The 15,541-nt window shown below is 72.7% G+C and carries 11 protein-coding genes and 1 pseudogene; 5 read left to right on the top strand and 7 right to left on the bottom strand.

What is annotated here, in order from left to right; genetic code table 11:
* Positions 1–73: 73 nt before the first annotated feature.
* Together AB0I18_RS00120 and AB0I18_RS00115 are read left to right on the top strand one after the other, a co-directional pair.
* Positions 74–175 (top strand): annotated as a pseudogene (locus AB0I18_RS00120) (FHA domain-containing protein); the annotation flags it as partial.
* On the top strand, positions 172–1,578 hold the full coding sequence (locus tag AB0I18_RS00115; protein ID WP_363103038.1) for a protein kinase: 1,407 nt from the start codon (positions 172–174) through the stop codon (positions 1,576–1,578). The pseudogene AB0I18_RS00120 and the gene AB0I18_RS00115, both read left to right, overlap by 4 nt.
* A gap of 249 nt (positions 1,579–1,827) precedes the next feature.
* Here AB0I18_RS00115 and purH read toward each other — a convergent pair whose 3' ends face one another.
* Both purH and purN read right to left on the bottom strand, forming a co-directional pair.
* Entirely contained in the window at positions 1,828–3,390 is a 1,563-nt protein-coding gene (gene purH / locus AB0I18_RS00110; protein WP_363103037.1) for a bifunctional phosphoribosylaminoimidazolecarboxamide formyltransferase/IMP cyclohydrolase, read from the bottom strand.
* The gene (gene purN / locus AB0I18_RS00105) at positions 3,387–4,007 is read right to left on the bottom strand and encodes a phosphoribosylglycinamide formyltransferase (protein WP_363103036.1); all 621 of its coding nucleotides are present in this window, start codon (positions 4,005–4,007) and stop codon (positions 3,387–3,389) included. Before purN ends, purH begins: the two co-directional genes overlap by 4 nt.
* 343 nt (positions 4,008–4,350) lie before the next feature.
* On the opposite strand from purN, the gene AB0I18_RS00100 reads away from it, so the two are divergent.
* Both AB0I18_RS00100 and AB0I18_RS00095 read left to right on the top strand, forming a co-directional pair.
* On the top strand, positions 4,351–5,241 hold the full coding sequence (locus AB0I18_RS00100; protein WP_363103035.1) for a hypothetical protein: 891 nt from the start codon (positions 4,351–4,353) through the stop codon (positions 5,239–5,241).
* A 113-nt stretch (positions 5,242–5,354) separates the two neighbouring features.
* Complete coding sequence (locus tag AB0I18_RS00095) at positions 5,355–6,341, top strand: aldo/keto reductase (protein WP_363103034.1); 987 nt, start codon at positions 5,355–5,357, stop codon at positions 6,339–6,341.
* 45 nt (positions 6,342–6,386) lie between these two features.
* Here AB0I18_RS00095 and AB0I18_RS00090 read toward each other — a convergent pair whose 3' ends face one another.
* The gene (locus AB0I18_RS00090) at positions 6,387–8,402 is read right to left on the bottom strand and encodes a DUF6350 family protein (protein ID WP_363103189.1); all 2,016 of its coding nucleotides are present in this window, start codon (positions 8,400–8,402) and stop codon (positions 6,387–6,389) included.
* A gap of 181 nt (positions 8,403–8,583) precedes the next feature.
* On the opposite strand from AB0I18_RS00090, the gene AB0I18_RS00085 reads away from it, so the two are divergent.
* The gene (locus AB0I18_RS00085) at positions 8,584–9,438 is read left to right on the top strand and encodes a sigma factor-like helix-turn-helix DNA-binding protein (protein ID WP_363103033.1); all 855 of its coding nucleotides are present in this window, start codon (positions 8,584–8,586) and stop codon (positions 9,436–9,438) included.
* A gap of 137 nt (positions 9,439–9,575) precedes the next feature.
* Here the strand turns inward: AB0I18_RS00085 and sucD are convergent, their stop codons facing one another.
* The 4 genes from sucD to AB0I18_RS00065 all read right to left on the bottom strand — a co-directional run bounded on the left by sucD (position 9,576) and on the right by AB0I18_RS00065 (position 15,509).
* The gene (gene sucD / locus AB0I18_RS00080) at positions 9,576–10,460 is read right to left on the bottom strand and encodes a succinate--CoA ligase subunit alpha (RefSeq protein ID WP_363103032.1); all 885 of its coding nucleotides are present in this window, start codon (positions 10,458–10,460) and stop codon (positions 9,576–9,578) included.
* Positions 10,461–10,480: 20 nt separating this feature from the next.
* On the bottom strand, positions 10,481–11,659 hold the full coding sequence (sucC, locus tag AB0I18_RS00075) for an ADP-forming succinate--CoA ligase subunit beta (protein WP_363103031.1): 1,179 nt from the start codon (positions 11,657–11,659) through the stop codon (positions 10,481–10,483).
* A 427-nt stretch (positions 11,660–12,086) separates the two neighbouring features.
* Positions 12,087–14,114, bottom strand: a complete 2,028-nt coding sequence (locus AB0I18_RS00070) for a hypothetical protein (protein ID WP_363103030.1) — start codon at positions 14,112–14,114, stop codon at positions 12,087–12,089.
* Positions 14,115–14,387: 273 nt separating this feature from the next.
* On the bottom strand, positions 14,388–15,509 hold the full coding sequence (locus tag AB0I18_RS00065; RefSeq protein ID WP_363103029.1) for a hypothetical protein: 1,122 nt from the start codon (positions 15,507–15,509) through the stop codon (positions 14,388–14,390).
* Between the last annotated feature and the right edge of the window lie 32 nt (positions 15,510–15,541).

The raw sequence follows: 15,541 nt of genomic DNA, 5'->3' as shown, positions 1-15,541 counted from the left end.
TTCGACACAGCGCGTCACGGAGTCACGGAGAAGGGGGAACTCCATGTACAGCGTCATCGTGGTGCCACCGGACGGCAAGAAGGAGTTCCTGATCTCGCTCGCGCTCCGCTTCGACCTCGTAGGGGAGGACGACCTGGACCTGCTCACCCCCGTCCCCTGCGAGGCGGCGGCGTGACCGGCCGGCCGTACGCCGTCGAGGTGCCCGCCGGCTACCGCGTCGGCCGCTGGGAGATCGGCGAGCCGATCGGCTCGGGTGCCTTCGGCACCGTCTACGCGGCCCGCAACACCTCCGAGGACGGCGAACCGCCGCAGCGGGCGGCCCTGAAGTTCCTGCCCACCGGCACCCACACCCCACGGCAGCTCGCCCACCTGCGCGACCTGGCCGAACGTGAAGTGAACCTGCTCAAGCGGCTGCGCTCGCCGCGCCTCATCCACATGTACGAGGCTCTCGTCGTCGACGATCCCGGCCACCCCGAACTCGACGGCGCCACCGTCCTCGTACTGGAACGGGCGCACGGCTCACTGGACGCGCTGCTGTCCCGGCGTCCGGCGCCCGATTCCGTGTCGCCGCTGCTCGTCCAGGTCTGCGAGGGGCTGGCCCAGCTGCACCGGGCCGGCTGGGTGCACGGCGACCTCAAACCGGCCAACATCCTGCTCATGGACGACGGCACGGTCCGCCTCGCCGACTTCAACAGCGCCGCCGAACTGGAGGGCACCCACGCCTACTCCCCCGCCTTCACCACGCCCGACTACACCCCGCCCGACCTTCTCTGGTCCGACATCGGCGTACGCGGCATGCGGATCCGCCCCAGCGCGGACGTCTGGGCCTTCGGCGTCCTCGCCCACCTCGCCCTCACCGGCCGGCACCCGCTGCCCGGCGCCACCACGGCCGCCCGCACGGACGCGGCGGTGCGCTACGCCCGCGGCACCGAGGAACTGCGTCTGAGCCCGGAACTCCCGTCCGTCTGGCGGCAGATCATCACCGACTGCCTCGCCCCCACGCACGAGGAGCGGACCGCCCGCGCAGCCGGTACGGCCACCCTCCTGCGCCGCGTGACACAAGCCGCGGGCACCCCCCGCCCATCCCGCCTGCCGAGGCTCCGCCCCCGCTCACGGGCACACGTCCTGCTGGCCTCCGCCACGGTGACGGCACTGCTCGCGGCCCTCGGCCTCGGCGTCAGCGCCCTGGCGAGCGGCGGCGAATCACCGGAGCGCGGTCCGGGGGTACGGGCGGACATCGCCGCCGGCGCCTCGTCCCCCGCCGGGTACGACCGCTGTTCCCGGGGCTTCGTCTGCTTCTTCACCGAGCCCGCCGGCCGGGGCGACATGTGCGCCTGGGAGGGCGACGACGTCGACTGGACGAAGGGGGAGCACAGTTGCGGCTGGGCGGGCCGCATGGACGCGCGGTCGGTGTTCAACAACGGCCATGACACCGAGGCGGGCGAGACCTTCGTGGATGTCGTCCACTACGCGAAGCCTGCCCTGCGTGACCGGCAGAGCTGTGTGGAGGTCGGCACGAAAGCCACCCTGTCCGCGCCCGTCCGCCCCCTGTCCCACACGTGGGCGGAGAGCTGCTGACCCGCGGTCGCCGTCTCGGTCATGGTGCCGGTCACCGTGACCGGCTGCACGACACAGCGCACCGACAGGGCCGCGGCCGACGCCGGCACCGGCACCGGCACCGGCACCGGCACCGGCCGGCAGGAAGAGCCGAGGAAGCAGACGTACGCGGAAGAGGTGCGGCTACTCCGCCACATGCCGACGAGGGGCGAGCCGTGGACCACGGCTCGCCCCTCGCTCACGTCAACTCAGCGGGGCCCCAGGAGGACCTCAGTGGAAGAAGTGCCGCGTCCCCGTGAAGTACATCGTGATGCCCGCCTTCGCCGCGGCCTCGACGACCAGCTCGTCGCGGACCGAACCGCCGGGCTGGACGATGGCCTTGACGCCGGCGGCGCCGAGGACGTCGATGTTGTCCGGGAAGGGGAAGAACGCGTCCGAGGCGACGAACGAGCCCCGTGCCCGCTCCTCGCCCGCTCGCTCGACGGCCAGCTTGCAGGAGTCGACGCGGTTGACCTGGCCCATGCCGACGCCGACGGAGGCGCCGTCCTTGGCGAGCAGGATCGCGTTGGACTTCACCGCGCGGCAGGCCCGCCAGGCGAAGGCGAGGTCGGCCAGCTCGGCGGAGGACAGCGCGTCACCGGTCGCGAGGGTCCAGTTCGCCGGGTCGTCGCCGTCGGCCTGGAGGCGGTCGGCGGCCTGGAGGAGGCGGCCGCCGTCGATCTGCTTGATCTCGACGGACGCGGTCGGGCCCTGCTGGGCGCGCAGCACGCGGATGTTCTTCTTCTTGGTGAGGGCCTCCAGCGCGCCGTCCTCGTAACCGGGCGCCACGATGACCTCGGTGAAGATCTCCGCGACCTGCTCGGCCAGCTCCTTGGACACCGGGCGGTTGACCGCGATCACGCCGCCGAACGCCGACAGCGGGTCGCAGGCGTGCGCCTTGCGGTGCGCCTCGGCGACGTCCGCGCCGACCGCGATACCGCAGGGGTTGGCGTGCTTGATGATCGCGACACAGGGCTCGTCGTGGTCGTACGCGGCACGGCGGGCGGCATCCGTGTCCGTGTAGTTGTTGTACGACATCTCCTTGCCGTGCAGCTGCTCTGCGTCCGCCAGGCCGCCCGTGCCGTCCACGTACAGGGCCGCGCCCTGGTGTGGGTTCTCGCCGTAGCGCAGGGTGTTGCGCTTCTCGAAGGTCGCGCCGATGAAGTCCGGGAAGGCGGAGTCGTCGGCGGGGGCGTACTCGCTCGCGAACCAGGAGGCGACGGCGACGTCGTACGCGGCCGTGTGCTGGAAGGCCTCGGCGGCGAGCCGCTTGCGGGCGGTGAGGTCGAAGCCGCCGTCGCGAGCGGCGCCCAGCACGTCGGCGTACCGCTCGGGGCTGGTGACCACGGCGACGGACGGGTGGTTCTTGGCGGCGGCGCGGACCATCGAGGGGCCGCCGATGTCGATCTGCTCGACGCACTCGTCGGGGGTGGCGCCCGAGGCGACGGTCTCGCGGAACGGGTAGAGGTTCACGACGACCAGGTCGAACGGCTCGACCCCGAGGTCGGCGAGCTGCTCCCGGTGGCTCTCCAGGCGCAGGTCGGCGAGGATGCCCGCGTGGACCTTGGGGTGCAGGGTCTTGACCCGGCCGTCCAGGCACTCGGGGAAGCCGGTGAGCTCCTCGACCTTGGTGACGGGCACACCGGCGGCGGCGATCTTCGACGCGGTCGAGCCGGTGGAGACGAGCTCGACACCGGCCTCGTGCAGCCCGCGCGCCAGCTCTTCGAGGCCGGTCTTGTCGTAGACGCTGACGAGCGCCCGGCGAAGGGGCCGCTTGTTGCTCTCGGCGGTCACTGGATAACTACCTTTCGTCCCTCGATGCGATAGCCGTGGCGGGCGAGCCGGCCCACGACATCGACGAGCAGCCTTCGCTCGACATCCTTGATGCGCTCGTGCAGAGCGGCTTCGTCGTCCTCGTTCCGGACCTCGACCACGCCCTGAGCGATGATCGGCCCGGTGTCGACGCCGTCGTCGACGAAGTGGACGGTGCACCCGGAGACCTTCGCGCCGTAGGCGAGGGTGTCGCGGACGCCGTGCGCCCCCGGGAAACTGGGCAGCAGTGCCGGGTGGGTGTTCACGAACCGGCCGCCGAAGCGGGCCAGGAACTCCTTGCCCACGATCTTCATGAACCCGGCCGAGACGACGAGATCCGGCTCGTAGGCGGCCGTGGCCTCGGCTAGCGCCCTGTCCCACGCGTCCCTCGTGGCGTGGTCCTTCACCCGGCACACGAAGGTGGGAAGGCCGGCGCGCTCGGCCCGCTCCAGGCCGGCGATGTTGTCGCGGTCCGCGCCGACCGCGACGATCTCGGCTCCGTAGACGGCCGTCCCCTGCATCGCGATCGCGTCGAGGAGAGCCTGCAGATTCGTACCTGATCCGGAGACCAGCACGACGAGGCGCTTGGCCTTGGCCACAGCGGGGCCCTTTCTCGGGTTCTGGGGGAGAGCTTGTGCGGTTCTGCGTTTGTACGGTCGTACGAATGCTTCGCGCCCTCGGATACGGGGAAGTCTACGAAGCGGCCGACCGTCAGCAACGATACCGGCACACCGGGCGGCCCCCACGGGACGGGGGCGTGGCCGGAAGGTAGCGTCTGGGGAGGATCCGCCCTGGGCACACGGTCCGCACCGGGGAACGCCCTGTGCGTACGGGACGTTGACCAGGACGGGTGCGAACACCCGGGGCGCCAGCCTCGGGCACGTAACCAGCTCTGTGGACACGTTGCCTGCCAGAGACCACCAAGGGGAAGACGCACACCTGATGCCGGACCGCAGTCTCCGACTCCCTCCGCTCCTGCTGCGCGAGCGGCGCCCTTCTCCCACGCCGCCGCGGGAGAGCGACGACGTGCCCGAGGGCGGGCAGGACTCCGCGGCCGCCAAGGGCTCCGGACAGCGTCCCGAGCCGCCCCGGACACCCGCGGCTCCCGGGACTCCCGCGGCTCCCAGCGACGACAACCCCTTCGCCCCGCCCGCGGAGGGCACACCCGACCGGCCGTGGCAGCCTCGGCGGCCCGCGGGCGGACAGGGGCAGGAGACCGGCGGACAGGGCCAGGGGCAGGGGCAAGAACAGGACGGCCAGGGCGAGGGTGGTTACACCCCGTGGGGCAGCCAGTGGAGCGACCGGCAGCCCGGGCCCGCGCAGGGCGGCGGTTTCGGTGACCGGCCCGGTTCCTCGGGCGGACCCGGCGGGACCGGAGGCCCCGGTGGGCAGGGCGGTCCTGAAGGACCCAGTGGCCCCGGCACCGGCATGCGCTGGGACCCGGCGGACCCGGCCCAGCGCCGCGCCCGGTTCGCGCTGCTCTCCGGTATGTGGGCGTTCTTCTTCGCCCTCTTCAGCTGGCCGTACATCGCACTGCTGCTCGGCGCGCTGGCGCTGTACTGGGCGATCAGCTCCCTGCGCGCCAAGCCCCGTACGCAGGATCCGGACACCCCGGCACCGACCTCGGGCAGCAAACCGCAGACCACGGCGGCGATCAGCGGCCTGGTCACGGCATCCCTGGCACTCGCCGTGGTCGCGGCCACGTTCACCGCCCAGCTCGTCTACCGCGACTACTACACCTGCGTGAACGACTCACTCACCAACACGGCGAAGCAGTCCTGCGACACGTTGCTCCCGGAGGAACTACGGGATCTGCTGGGCACGCGGGACTGAGGTCGGCGGGGGCGTTCTTCCGGGTTTCGGCCCGTTGACTTCGAGTGCGCTTCAAAATCCATACTCCGCTTCAACGCCCGCCGCCCGGCGGGCCGCAAGGGGAGGACACCCGCATGCGTTACCGCACGATCGGCACGGCCCCGGGGACCCGCCGTGAGGTGAGCGTCCTCAGTCTCGGCGCGATGCTGTTCGGCACGGTCACCGACGAGGCGACCTCGTTCGCCGTGCTCGACCGTTTCGTCGAGGCCGGCGGCACCTTCATCGACACCTCCGACAACTACGCGTTCTGGGTCAACGGCACCCAGGGCGGCGAGAGCGAGGCGCTGCTCGGCCGCTGGCGCCGCAGCCGTGGCATCGGCGACGAGATCGTCATCGCGACGAAGCTGGGCGCACGGCCGCTCGCCCCCGGCACCAGCTACACCGACAACCCCGAAGGCCTGTCCGCCAAGGCCGTCCGCGAGGCGGCGGAAGGCAGCCGAGAGCGGCTCGGTGTCGCGAAACTCGACCTGCTGTACGCCCACATCGAGGACCCGGCCGTCCCGCTGAAGGAGACGGTCGAGGGCTTCGCCGAACTCGTCGCCGAGGGCACCGTCGGCCTCCTCGGCGCGAGCAACCACTGGACGTGGCGGCTGGAACGGGCCCGGAGCCTCGCCGCGGCGGCGGGCCTTCCGGGGTACGAGGTCCTGCAGTACCAGCACAGCTATCTGCGCAAGCGTGCGGACCTGCCGGGCCAGCTCTCGCCGGACGGCGACCAGGGCGCGGTCGGCGGCGATCTGCTCAGCTATCTGCGCACCGAGCCCTCGCTGACGCTCGTGGCCTACTCCCCGCTGCTGAAGGGGAGTTACGTCAACGAGGACAAGCCGCTCGGCCCCGAGTTCGACCACGCGGGCACACCGACCCGCCTGGCCGCACTCCGCTCGGTCGCCGAGGAGACCGGCGCGACCGTCAACCAGGTGGTCCTGTCCTGGCTGATCGACGGCGAGATCCCGGTGATCCCGCTCGTCGGCTGCTCCTCGGTGGCCCAGTTGAACGAGAACCTGGCCGCGCTGGATCTGGAACTGACGGCGAACCAGCGGGCCCGGCTGGACGCGGCCCGCTGAGCCTCCGCGCCTACGTGCCTCCGTTCGCTCGCTCTTCGCTCTCCGTCAGTCCGGCGGGTCCGTCGGCGCGGACGCCCGCTTGAGCGCGGCCCAGCGGGTCTCCCTGGCGGCGTCGTCGTGCCAGAGGGAGCCGAAGGGGTCGCTGGACGGCAGGAAGTCGTACGGCTCGAAGTCGGGGTCGATGTAGGTCTCCGCGTCGGCGGGGGCGCCGGTGTCGGCTCGGATGGCGGACGGTGGGGCCGTTCGCCGCCCGAGCCGTACCCGCGAGAACCAGGTTTTGCGCGGGGGGACAAAGAGCTGCGGGACGGGTGGAGGTGCCCCGGAAACGGGATCAGGATCGAGATCGGGCTCAGGACCGGGACCGGGCGGCTGGCGGGTGGCAACCATGGGCTCGGGCTGGCGGGCGAGGTCCTGGGGGTGTGGCGGCTGCGGCTCGGCGGACCGGGGCTCGAACCCCTCCGCCGCGCCCCACGGGGGACGAGCCTGCGGTTCCGGAACCAGCGACGGCTCCTGAACTCGCGGAGTCCCCGGCCCCGGCCCCGGCCCAATCATCGTCTCAACTCCAACTCCAACTCCAGCCCCGGCCCCGGCCCCGGCCCCGGCCCCGGCTCCAGCTCCAGCTCCAGCTCCAGCTCCAGCTCCAGGCTCGTATGCTCCAAGTCCCCGGCGCCAGGGCATCCGCACCCGAGGCACCCGCGCCCAGCCCCCACGCGCCGCCCGAGGCTCACGCACCCGAGGTTCCCGTACGCGCGGCTCCCGCAGGCGCCAGGCCCGCAGTCCCAGCGCCACCGGCACGCCCACCACCGCTGTCCACCCCGCCGCCGCGGGCCCCGTCTGCCACCAGACGGGTCCGAATTCGGCGAGTGCGGCGACGCCGAGGGGCCCGCCCGCGAGGGCGGCGAGGATCGCGAGGGCGAGCCCGCACAGGACCGCCGCGAGCGCCACGGTCCCGGCGGTGCGCCCGCGCGACCAGGCCCCGCCGCACCCGGTGCCCGCCGGAGCCGGATCGGCGCCCGCGCCCTCCTCGCGGTCCTTCCGCCCCGGCACCCCCGCCACCACCACGAACCACGCCACCGCCGTCCCGGCCACCAACGGCACCGCCCCGGCCGCCCAGTTCACCGGCGTCCCGGGACCCGCCCCCGGCACGGCCGCCAGCAGCGGGAAGGGCGGAAGCAACTGCCCGGGGGACGACATCAGGGGACCCGCCGCATGCCCGGCCCCGAGCGCGAACCCCGGGCCGAGGGCGTACGCCGCCCCCCACACCGCCGCGTTCGGCACGAGGGCCAGCGCCAGCAGGAGTACCGCGAACCGCCCCGACCAGCTCTCCGTGAGGTGCAGGACCGACTCCCGGGCCGGCCCGCCGTGCCACACCAGCGAGGTACCCATGAGCACAAGCCCGCCCCCGACGAGGACCACCGCCCCCGCACCCGCGGCGCTCACGGCGGCCGTGAGCCGGTTGCCGGCGGCGAGAGGCGCGAGGGAGCCGAGGGGGAGCGTGTCGAGGGCGCGGCGCACGGTCGGCGGCAGAGGTCCACGCGGGCGGCCGTACGCCGTCCACACGCCCGCCCCCGCCGCGGCCACCACGAGCAGCGGCGGCCACACCGCGACCGACACCCACGAGGGCCGCAGTTCACCGCCGGACGCGTAGGCCGCGGCCGCCGCACCGACCGTCAGGTATCCCACCACGACACCGCTCCAGGCGGTCCGGGCGGCGGACGGCACGCCCGCCTCGTCCCCGCCCGTCGCGTCGCGCGCCGCGCGGTGCAGCAGCCACACCGGCAGGGCGACCAGGAGGAGCGGGGTGACCCCGACGGGCGCGGGTACGCCGGAGAGTGTGTCCGTGCGGACGAGTTCGGCGCCGTGCGCGAGCAGCCACAGCGCGGCGGCGACGTGCAACGCCCCGCCGGGACCGCTGTCCGGATAGGGCGAACTGATCCACAGGACCGTCACGAGCACGGCGAACGTACCCAGCCCGAGCCCCGCCGCGAGGGCGCCACCCACCAGCCCGGCGGCCAGTCCGGGCGCCCGGGCGAACAGGGGCGGAGGCGACGACGCCGACAGTGTCGGCGGCGACGGTGACGGTGACGGCGATGACGGCGATGACGATGGGGTGCGATCGGTCATATGGGGCACGCCCGCCATGCTCCCAACGACACGCGCTTTCTCGTCGTAACAGGCGAACCCCGGATGTGTCGCTCAATATATGTTTTATGTACTTTTACGTACGAAGGGGCGCAGCCCGGTGACGCAGACCGACACCCCTGCCCCGGCCCTGACCCCCGCTCAGGCCTTCGACGCCCTCTACGCGTTCGCCGCCCCCGCCCTCGTACGGCAGGCCTATCTGCTCACCGGGCGGCGCGGACTGGCCCGCGAGTCCGTCGAGCGGGCCTTCCACCAGGCCTGGCAGCGCTGGCCCGAGGTGGCGGTCGACCGGGACCCGGCGGGCTGGGTGCGGGCGGCGGCGTACGAGTACGCGGTGTCTCCCTGGCACCGGCTGCGTCTGCGTCACCGGTATCCGGAGGCGCCGCCCGCCGCTCTGGACGACCGTCGGCTGCTCTCCGTACTGCTGAGGCTGCCGCCCGCGTACCGCCGCACGCTGCTCCTCCACGACGGTCTCGGCCTCGGCCTGCCTGAGACCGCGGCGGAGACGGAGGCGAGCACGCGCGCGGCGGCGAACCGGCTGCTGTACGCGCGCGAGACCCTCGCCGGACGGCTGCCGGAGCTGGCGGATCCCCAGGTGCTGCGGCAGCGTCTGACGCAACTCGCGGGCACCGAGCGGCTGCGGGCCGCCGCGACCACCGCGACCACCGCCGTGAAACCCGCACCCGCGGCGGTGCGTTCGGGCAGCGAGCGCCGCGCGCGCTGCTGGACCCTCGCGGCCGTCGCCTTCACGGTCCTGATCATCGGCTCCACCGCGTTCACGCTCCGCTCGGCCCCCGACCACTACGAGGCCCCGCGGGCCCCCGGCGAAACCGTCCACGGTGTACCGCCGCGCTCGGGCCCCGGCCCGCTCTCCGAGACGGACCGGCAGCTCCGCGCCAGGCTCCACTCGATGCTCGGGAAGGGCCCGGAGAGGCTGGTCCCTGAACTGCGCTGAGAACGCGGCCGGGCCCGCACCCCTGGAGAAGGGGTGCGGGCCCGGCCGCGTACAGGCGATCCAGTCGAATCCGGCGCTTCAGCCGGCCAGGCTGTGCCAGGCCGTCCCTGGCTGTGCCCGACTGCGCCTGGCTGTGCCTAGTTGCCGAGAATGGCGCGAGCCAGCTTGGCCGTCTCGGTCGGGGTCTTGCCGACCTTGACACCGGCGGCCTCAAGGGCCTCCTTCTTCGCGGCGGCCGTGCCGGAGGAGCCGGAGACGATGGCGCCGGCGTGGCCCATGGTCTTGCCCTCGGGCGCGGTGAAGCCGGCGACGTAGCCGACGACCGGCTTCGTCACGTTCTTCGCGATGAAGTCCGCCGCACGCTCCTCGGCGTCGCCGCCGATCTCGCCGATCATGACGATCAGGTCGGTGTCGGGGTCGGCCTCGAACGCGGCGAGCGCGTCGATGTGCGTCGTACCGATGACCGGGTCGCCACCGATGCCGACGGCGGACGAGAAGCCGATGTCACGGAGCTCGTACATCATCTGGTACGTCAGCGTGCCGGACTTCGAGACCAGGCCGATACGGCCCGGCTTCGTGATGTCGCCCGGGATGATGCCGGCGTTGGACTGGCCCGGGGTGATGAGACCGGGGCAGTTCGGGCCGATGATCCGCGTCTTGTTGCCCTTCGCCTTCGCGTACGCCCAGAAGGCGGCGGAGTCGTGGACGGCGATGCCCTCGGTGATGACGACCGCGAGGGGGATCTCGGCGTCGATGGCCTCGACGACGGCGGCCTTGGAGAAGGCCGGCGGCACGAAGAGGACGGACACGTTGGCGCCCGTCTTCTCGATCGCCTCGGCGACCGTGCCGAAGACCGGGATCTCGGTGCCGTCGATGTCGACCGACGTGCCCGCCTTGCGCGGGTTGACGCCACCGACGATGTTGGTGCCGTCGGCCAGCATGAGCTTGGTGTGCTTCATGCCCGTGGCACCGGTCATGCCCTGGACGATGACCTTGCTGTCCTTGTTGAGGAAGATAGCCATGGCTGTGGTTTCCCTCGTCCTTACTTGGCCGCGGCCAGCTCGGCGGCCTTGTCGGCCGCGCCGTCCATGGTGTCCACGCGCTGCACCAGCGGGTGGTTGGCGTCCGACAGGATCTTGCGACCCAGGTCCGCGTTGTTGCCGTCGAGGCGGACGACGAGCGGCTTGGTGACGTCCTCGCCCTTGTCGGCGAGCAGCTGCAGCGCCTGGACGATGCCGTTGGCGACCTCGTCACAGGCGGTGATGCCGCCGAAGACGTTGACGAAGACGGACTTGACGTCCGGGTCGCCGAGGATGATCTCCAGGCCGTTGGCCATGACCTGCGCCGAGGCGCCGCCGCCGATGTCGAGGAAGTTGGCGGGCTTCACGCCGCCGTGCGCCTCACCGGCGTACGCGACGACGTCGAGGGTGCTCATGACGAGACCCGCGCCGTTGCCGATGATGCCGACCTCGCCGTCGAGCTTGACGTAGTTGAGGTTCTTGGCCTTGGCCGCGGCCTCCAGCGGGTCGGCCGCCTCCTTGTCCTCCAGCGCCTCGTGCTCGGGCTGGCGGAAGTCGGCGTTCTCGTCGAGGGAGACCTTGCCGTCGAGGGCCAGGATGCGGCCGTCCTTGGTCTTCACCAGCGGGTTGACCTCGACGAGGAGGGCGTCCTCGGCGACGAAGGTGTCCCACAGCGTCACCATGGCCTCGGCGACACCCTCGGCCACGTCGGCCGGGAACTTCGCCAGGGCCACGATCTCGCGGGCCTTGACGATGTCCACGCCGTCGACGGCGTTGACCGGGACCTTCGCGAGGGCCTCGGGGGTCTTCTCCGCGACCTCCTCGATGTCCATGCCGCCCTGCACCGAGGCCATGGCCAGGAAGGTGCGGTTGGTGCGGTCGAGGAGGTACGAGACGTAGTACTCCGCCTCGATCTCCGGGGACAGCTCGGCGATCATCACCTTGTGGACCGTGTGGCCCTTGATGTCCATGCCGAGAATGTCGGTGGCCCGGGCCACCGCCTCGTCGGCGTCGGCGGCCAGCTTCACGCCACCGGCCTTGCCGCGGCCGCCGACCTTCACCTGCGCCTTGACGACCGACTTGCCGCCCAAACGCTCGGTGGCTTCGCGCGCCGCCTCAGGCGTGTCGATGACTTCACCGGCCAGCACCGGTACACCGTGCTTGGCGAAGAGGTCCCTCGCCTGGTACTCGAACAGGTCCACGCGCGTCCGTCCCTATCAGGTATCTCGCGGTTCGTTGTCTGCGTGGGCGTGCCGCGAAGGGCAACGTGACTGCGCGGTCACAAGGAGGGCGTGGGCACGGTGGCCGGCACGCGGCATGTCCGTCTCGCAGGTTATCGCCGTGGGCGGCGGGGTCGTAAATCGCAGGTCACACCTGAGCGGTGATTACGGTCACAGATGCCTTCACGGGCCACGCACGCACAGGGCCTCACCAGGCTGGGGTCGGCCCGGTGAGGCCCGTTGAACAGCCCCTTGAGGGGCTCAGGGCGGGTGGTCCCCACCCCAATGGGGACCACCCGTCCCTATCCGCGGGGTTTCGGTCGGACAGGCCGACGGCTTTCGGCCGTACGGGGCCGGCGCCCTGCGGAGTCGGATGGGGTGGCGTGCGCGGTGAGGCGGTCCGCCGCGCTCAGACGCCGTACGGGGAGCCGTACTGGCCGTACTGGCCGGGCTGCGTGTACTGGCCGTGCGTGCCGTGTTGCGCGTACTGGCCGTACTCGGCGTCCGGCAGGTAGCCCGGCGTGACCGACTCGGCCACTGCCTGGACGCCGCTGACGGCGTTCCCGGCCAGCGGGCCGCCGGCCGACTCGACGGTCCCGGTCAGGTCCTGCGCGAAGGGCGCGACCTGGCCGGCCACACCGGCCGCGAACGGGTCGACCGCGCCGACGACGCCGTCCGCGAAGGGACGGACGTCGCCCGTGACTCCGTACGCCAGCGCCGTGGCGCTGCCGCCGACGCCCCGGACGACCGGCCGGACGTAGTCGACGACGGTCTCCACGACCGGCCGCACCGCGCCGGCGACGCCCTCGGCGAAGGGCGGCACCTCGCCGACGACTCCCTGCGCGAAGGGGGCGACCTGACCGGTCACTCCGTACGCGAGCGGCGGGACCTCGCCCACGACACCGCCCGCGAAGGGCCGCACGTCACCGACGACACCGTCGGCCAGCGCGGTCGCGTCACCGACCGCCTGTCCGACGACCGGGACCACGCCGTCCACGGCGGTGGCGACGACGGGCGGCAGGACGGCGGCGACGGTCTCGTCGGCGACCTGGCCCACGACACCGGTGGCGTACGGCGGGATCTCACCGACGACTCCGGTCGCGTACGGGGCGACATCACCGACCACACCCGTCGCGTACGGGACGACGTCGTCCACCACGCCGGTCGCGTACGGTGCCGCTTCGCCGACCACGCCGGTCGCGTAGGGGGCGACGTCACCGACGACGCCGTGGGTGTACGCGTGCACGTCGGCGACGACGCCGTAGGCGAGGGCGGTGGTGGTGCCGACGGCGTACCCGGCGACCGGGGCCACCCCGTCCACGGCGCCGACGGCGACCGGCGCGACGTCCGTCACGGCCCGGTCGGCGACGGACCCGACGCCGGTCACGGCCTGGTCGGCGACGGGCGCGACACCACTGACGGCACGGCCCGCGATCGGCGTGACGCCCTGAACGGCCGTGGCGGCGACCGGCGGAAGTACGGCGGCGGCGGTCTGGTCGACGACCGGGACGGCCGTCCGGTGAACCCCGTGGACCGTGGCAGGGATGCCGGTGACCGTGGCGGACGCGTCGGCCTTCACGGTGGTGACCGTGGCCTGGGTCAGGCCGCCGGCGGTGGCGACGGTGCCGTGGACACCGGTGTGGACACCAGTGACGATGCCGTGGGCCTGGGCCTTCGCGCCGGTGACGGTGCCCTGGATCTGGGCGGGGACGCCGTCGGCCGTGGCCTGGACCTGGCCGGGGGCGCCGGTCACGGTCCTGCGGGTGTCGGAGACCGTCCTGCCTGCGGTGGCGACGGTCTGCCGGACCTTGGTGCGGGCGTCGGAGGAGACACCGGCGACGGTGCGACGGTCGGCCGCGAGCTTCGCCTGGGCCGCGCCGAGTGCCTGCTCCAGCTGGGGCGCGAACGCCGACAACGGGCCGAAGAGGTAGTCGACCTCGTCCTGGGGACTCTGGGGGTTCTGGTAACTGGTGGCGTCGGACGCTGTGTCGGACACCGCGTCCCTCGCCGTGGCCGCCGCCTTGTCCGTGGCCTTGGTCGTGGTCGTGGTCGTGGTCTTGGCCTTGGCCGTGGTCGTGGTCGTGGTCTTGGCCATGGTCTTCTGCACGGTCTGGTGTGCGGGCAGCTCGCCCTCGACGTACTGGCGGGCCTGGTCGGCCGCCTTCGCCCTGGCGGTGGTGTCGGTGGTGTCGGTGGTGTCGGCGACCTTGTCCGTGACGGTGGGGGCGTCGCTCTGAACGTCACCCACGACTCCGTCGACAGTGTCGTCGACCGTGCTGACAGTGCTGCCGACCACGTCGTCCACGGACAGCGACACATCGGGAACGGTGGCGGAGGTGGCGGGCAGTTCGTCAGCGCTGGCGACGGCTGAGCCGAGCGCCCACGCGCCGGTGACGCCGGCGGCTATGACGATGGAACGGCGGATGTTCTTGTGCATGCGTGCGTCAGATCCTTCGGGATACCGAGATTTCAGGACGTGTGGAGTGGGGGGCTTCCGGGTGCCGGAGGCCGGGTGCGCCGTGCGTGCGCGGTCGCGATGCCGTGCCGGTCCGGGGAGTTGAGGACCGACGACTACGGCAACGGCAACGGCTACAGCTACGACAGCGGTTCGGCGTCCGACTGGTCCCGTCCGGAGACCGGAGGGATGCCCGGACGGCGGGCAGACCTGTTCCGCCCCCGCGCGGCAGGTCTCAGCGGGGGAAGGTCTGCTCTAACCGGGGAATGCCGGAATGTCCCGGTGCCTGTCCCGGGTCCCGGCCGCGGTGACATCCGCGGCGGCGCCGGGCACCAGCCGAAGCTGGGCCCGCTCGTTCAACGCGACGGCCTGTGCGTCGCCGTGCCGCGGCGACCCGTTGTCGACCGCGGACCGATGCCCCGACGAACCCGTGGGGTCACCGTCGGATCCACCGTCAGGAGCCTGTCGCGCGGGAGCCTGCACGGCTCGCGCGTCATCGGCTTGGTCGGCGGCGTGGTCCACGTCGGCACCATCCACCGCTGAGCCGCCGCCGAACTGCGGCCCGTACGCGCCCGTACCCTCGTCGCGCGCCTTCTCCTCGGCCTCGCGGCCGGCCGCCCCGTGTTCGTCCGTCGCCCCGCCCGGCTGCTGCGGCGCCGTGCCGACCGGCAACGTCTGCCCCGGAACCGCGGGCAGCCCCGGCAACTCCGGAAGGCCCGGCAGCGTGGGGAGTTGAGGCCACGACGGCCACCACTGCGACGGCGGCAGCGAAGGCGACGACGGCGGCGGTTCCGTGACCCCACCGGTGATCCCGTCCACCAGATCCCCGATGGGTCGTACGACACCTTCGGCGACCGGCGGCACCACGCGCCCGGTGACCGGGCGAACGACCCGCTCGGTCACCGGGCGGACAACTTGCTCGGTGACCGGGCGAACGACGCGCTCCGTCACAGGGCGCACGACGCGCTGGACTCCGTCGGTCACGGGCGTGATCGCCTTGGGGAGCCCAGGCCCGGCCGGTTCGGAGGACGTGCTCGACGGCGAGGAGTCGGACGGGGGCGTGCTCACGTTCGGCGAGGTCGGCGGATTCGGCTCCGCCGACCGCTCTCCGGTCTGCTGGTCCGAAGCCCGCTGCGCGTCCTTCGCCGCCTGCCCGACCGGATTCGTCAGATTCGTCACGAGCCGCTCGGTCGAGCCCTCCACCGAGCGGACGACCTCCGTCGGTGTCGCCCCCACACCGTCCGCCGCCCGCGCCTGCTCCCCGCAGAGAAGCCCCAGTACGAACAACCCACCCACCAGCAACACCACTTGCAGCGCACGCCGCCCCGCCGCCGTGCGCGTCACGCGCAGAGCGACACCGGGCAGTGCGGCTGACAAGGGCAAGACGGAGCGGGCCTCCCGTGCGGCGG

The organism is Streptomyces sp. NPDC050704, from assembly GCF_040654355.1.
GTDB lineage: Bacteria > Actinomycetota > Actinomycetes > Streptomycetales > Streptomycetaceae > Streptomyces.
Note: the sequence above shows the minus strand (reverse complement) of the source record. Positions and strands in the feature narration are given on the sequence as shown.

Coding starts and splice junctions, on each gene's coding strand:
- AB0I18_RS00100 (WP_363103035.1), top strand. CDS start 4,351: ATGCCGGACCGCAGTCTCCGACTCCCTCCGCTCCTGCTGCGCGAGCGG.
- AB0I18_RS00095 (WP_363103034.1), top strand. CDS start 5,355: ATGCGTTACCGCACGATCGGCACGGCCCCGGGGACCCGCCGTGAGGTG.
- sucD (WP_363103032.1), bottom strand. CDS start 10,460: ATGGCTATCTTCCTCAACAAGGACAGCAAGGTCATCGTCCAGGGCATG.
- AB0I18_RS00070 (WP_363103030.1), bottom strand. CDS start 14,114: ATGCACAAGAACATCCGCCGTTCCATCGTCATAGCCGCCGGCGTCACC.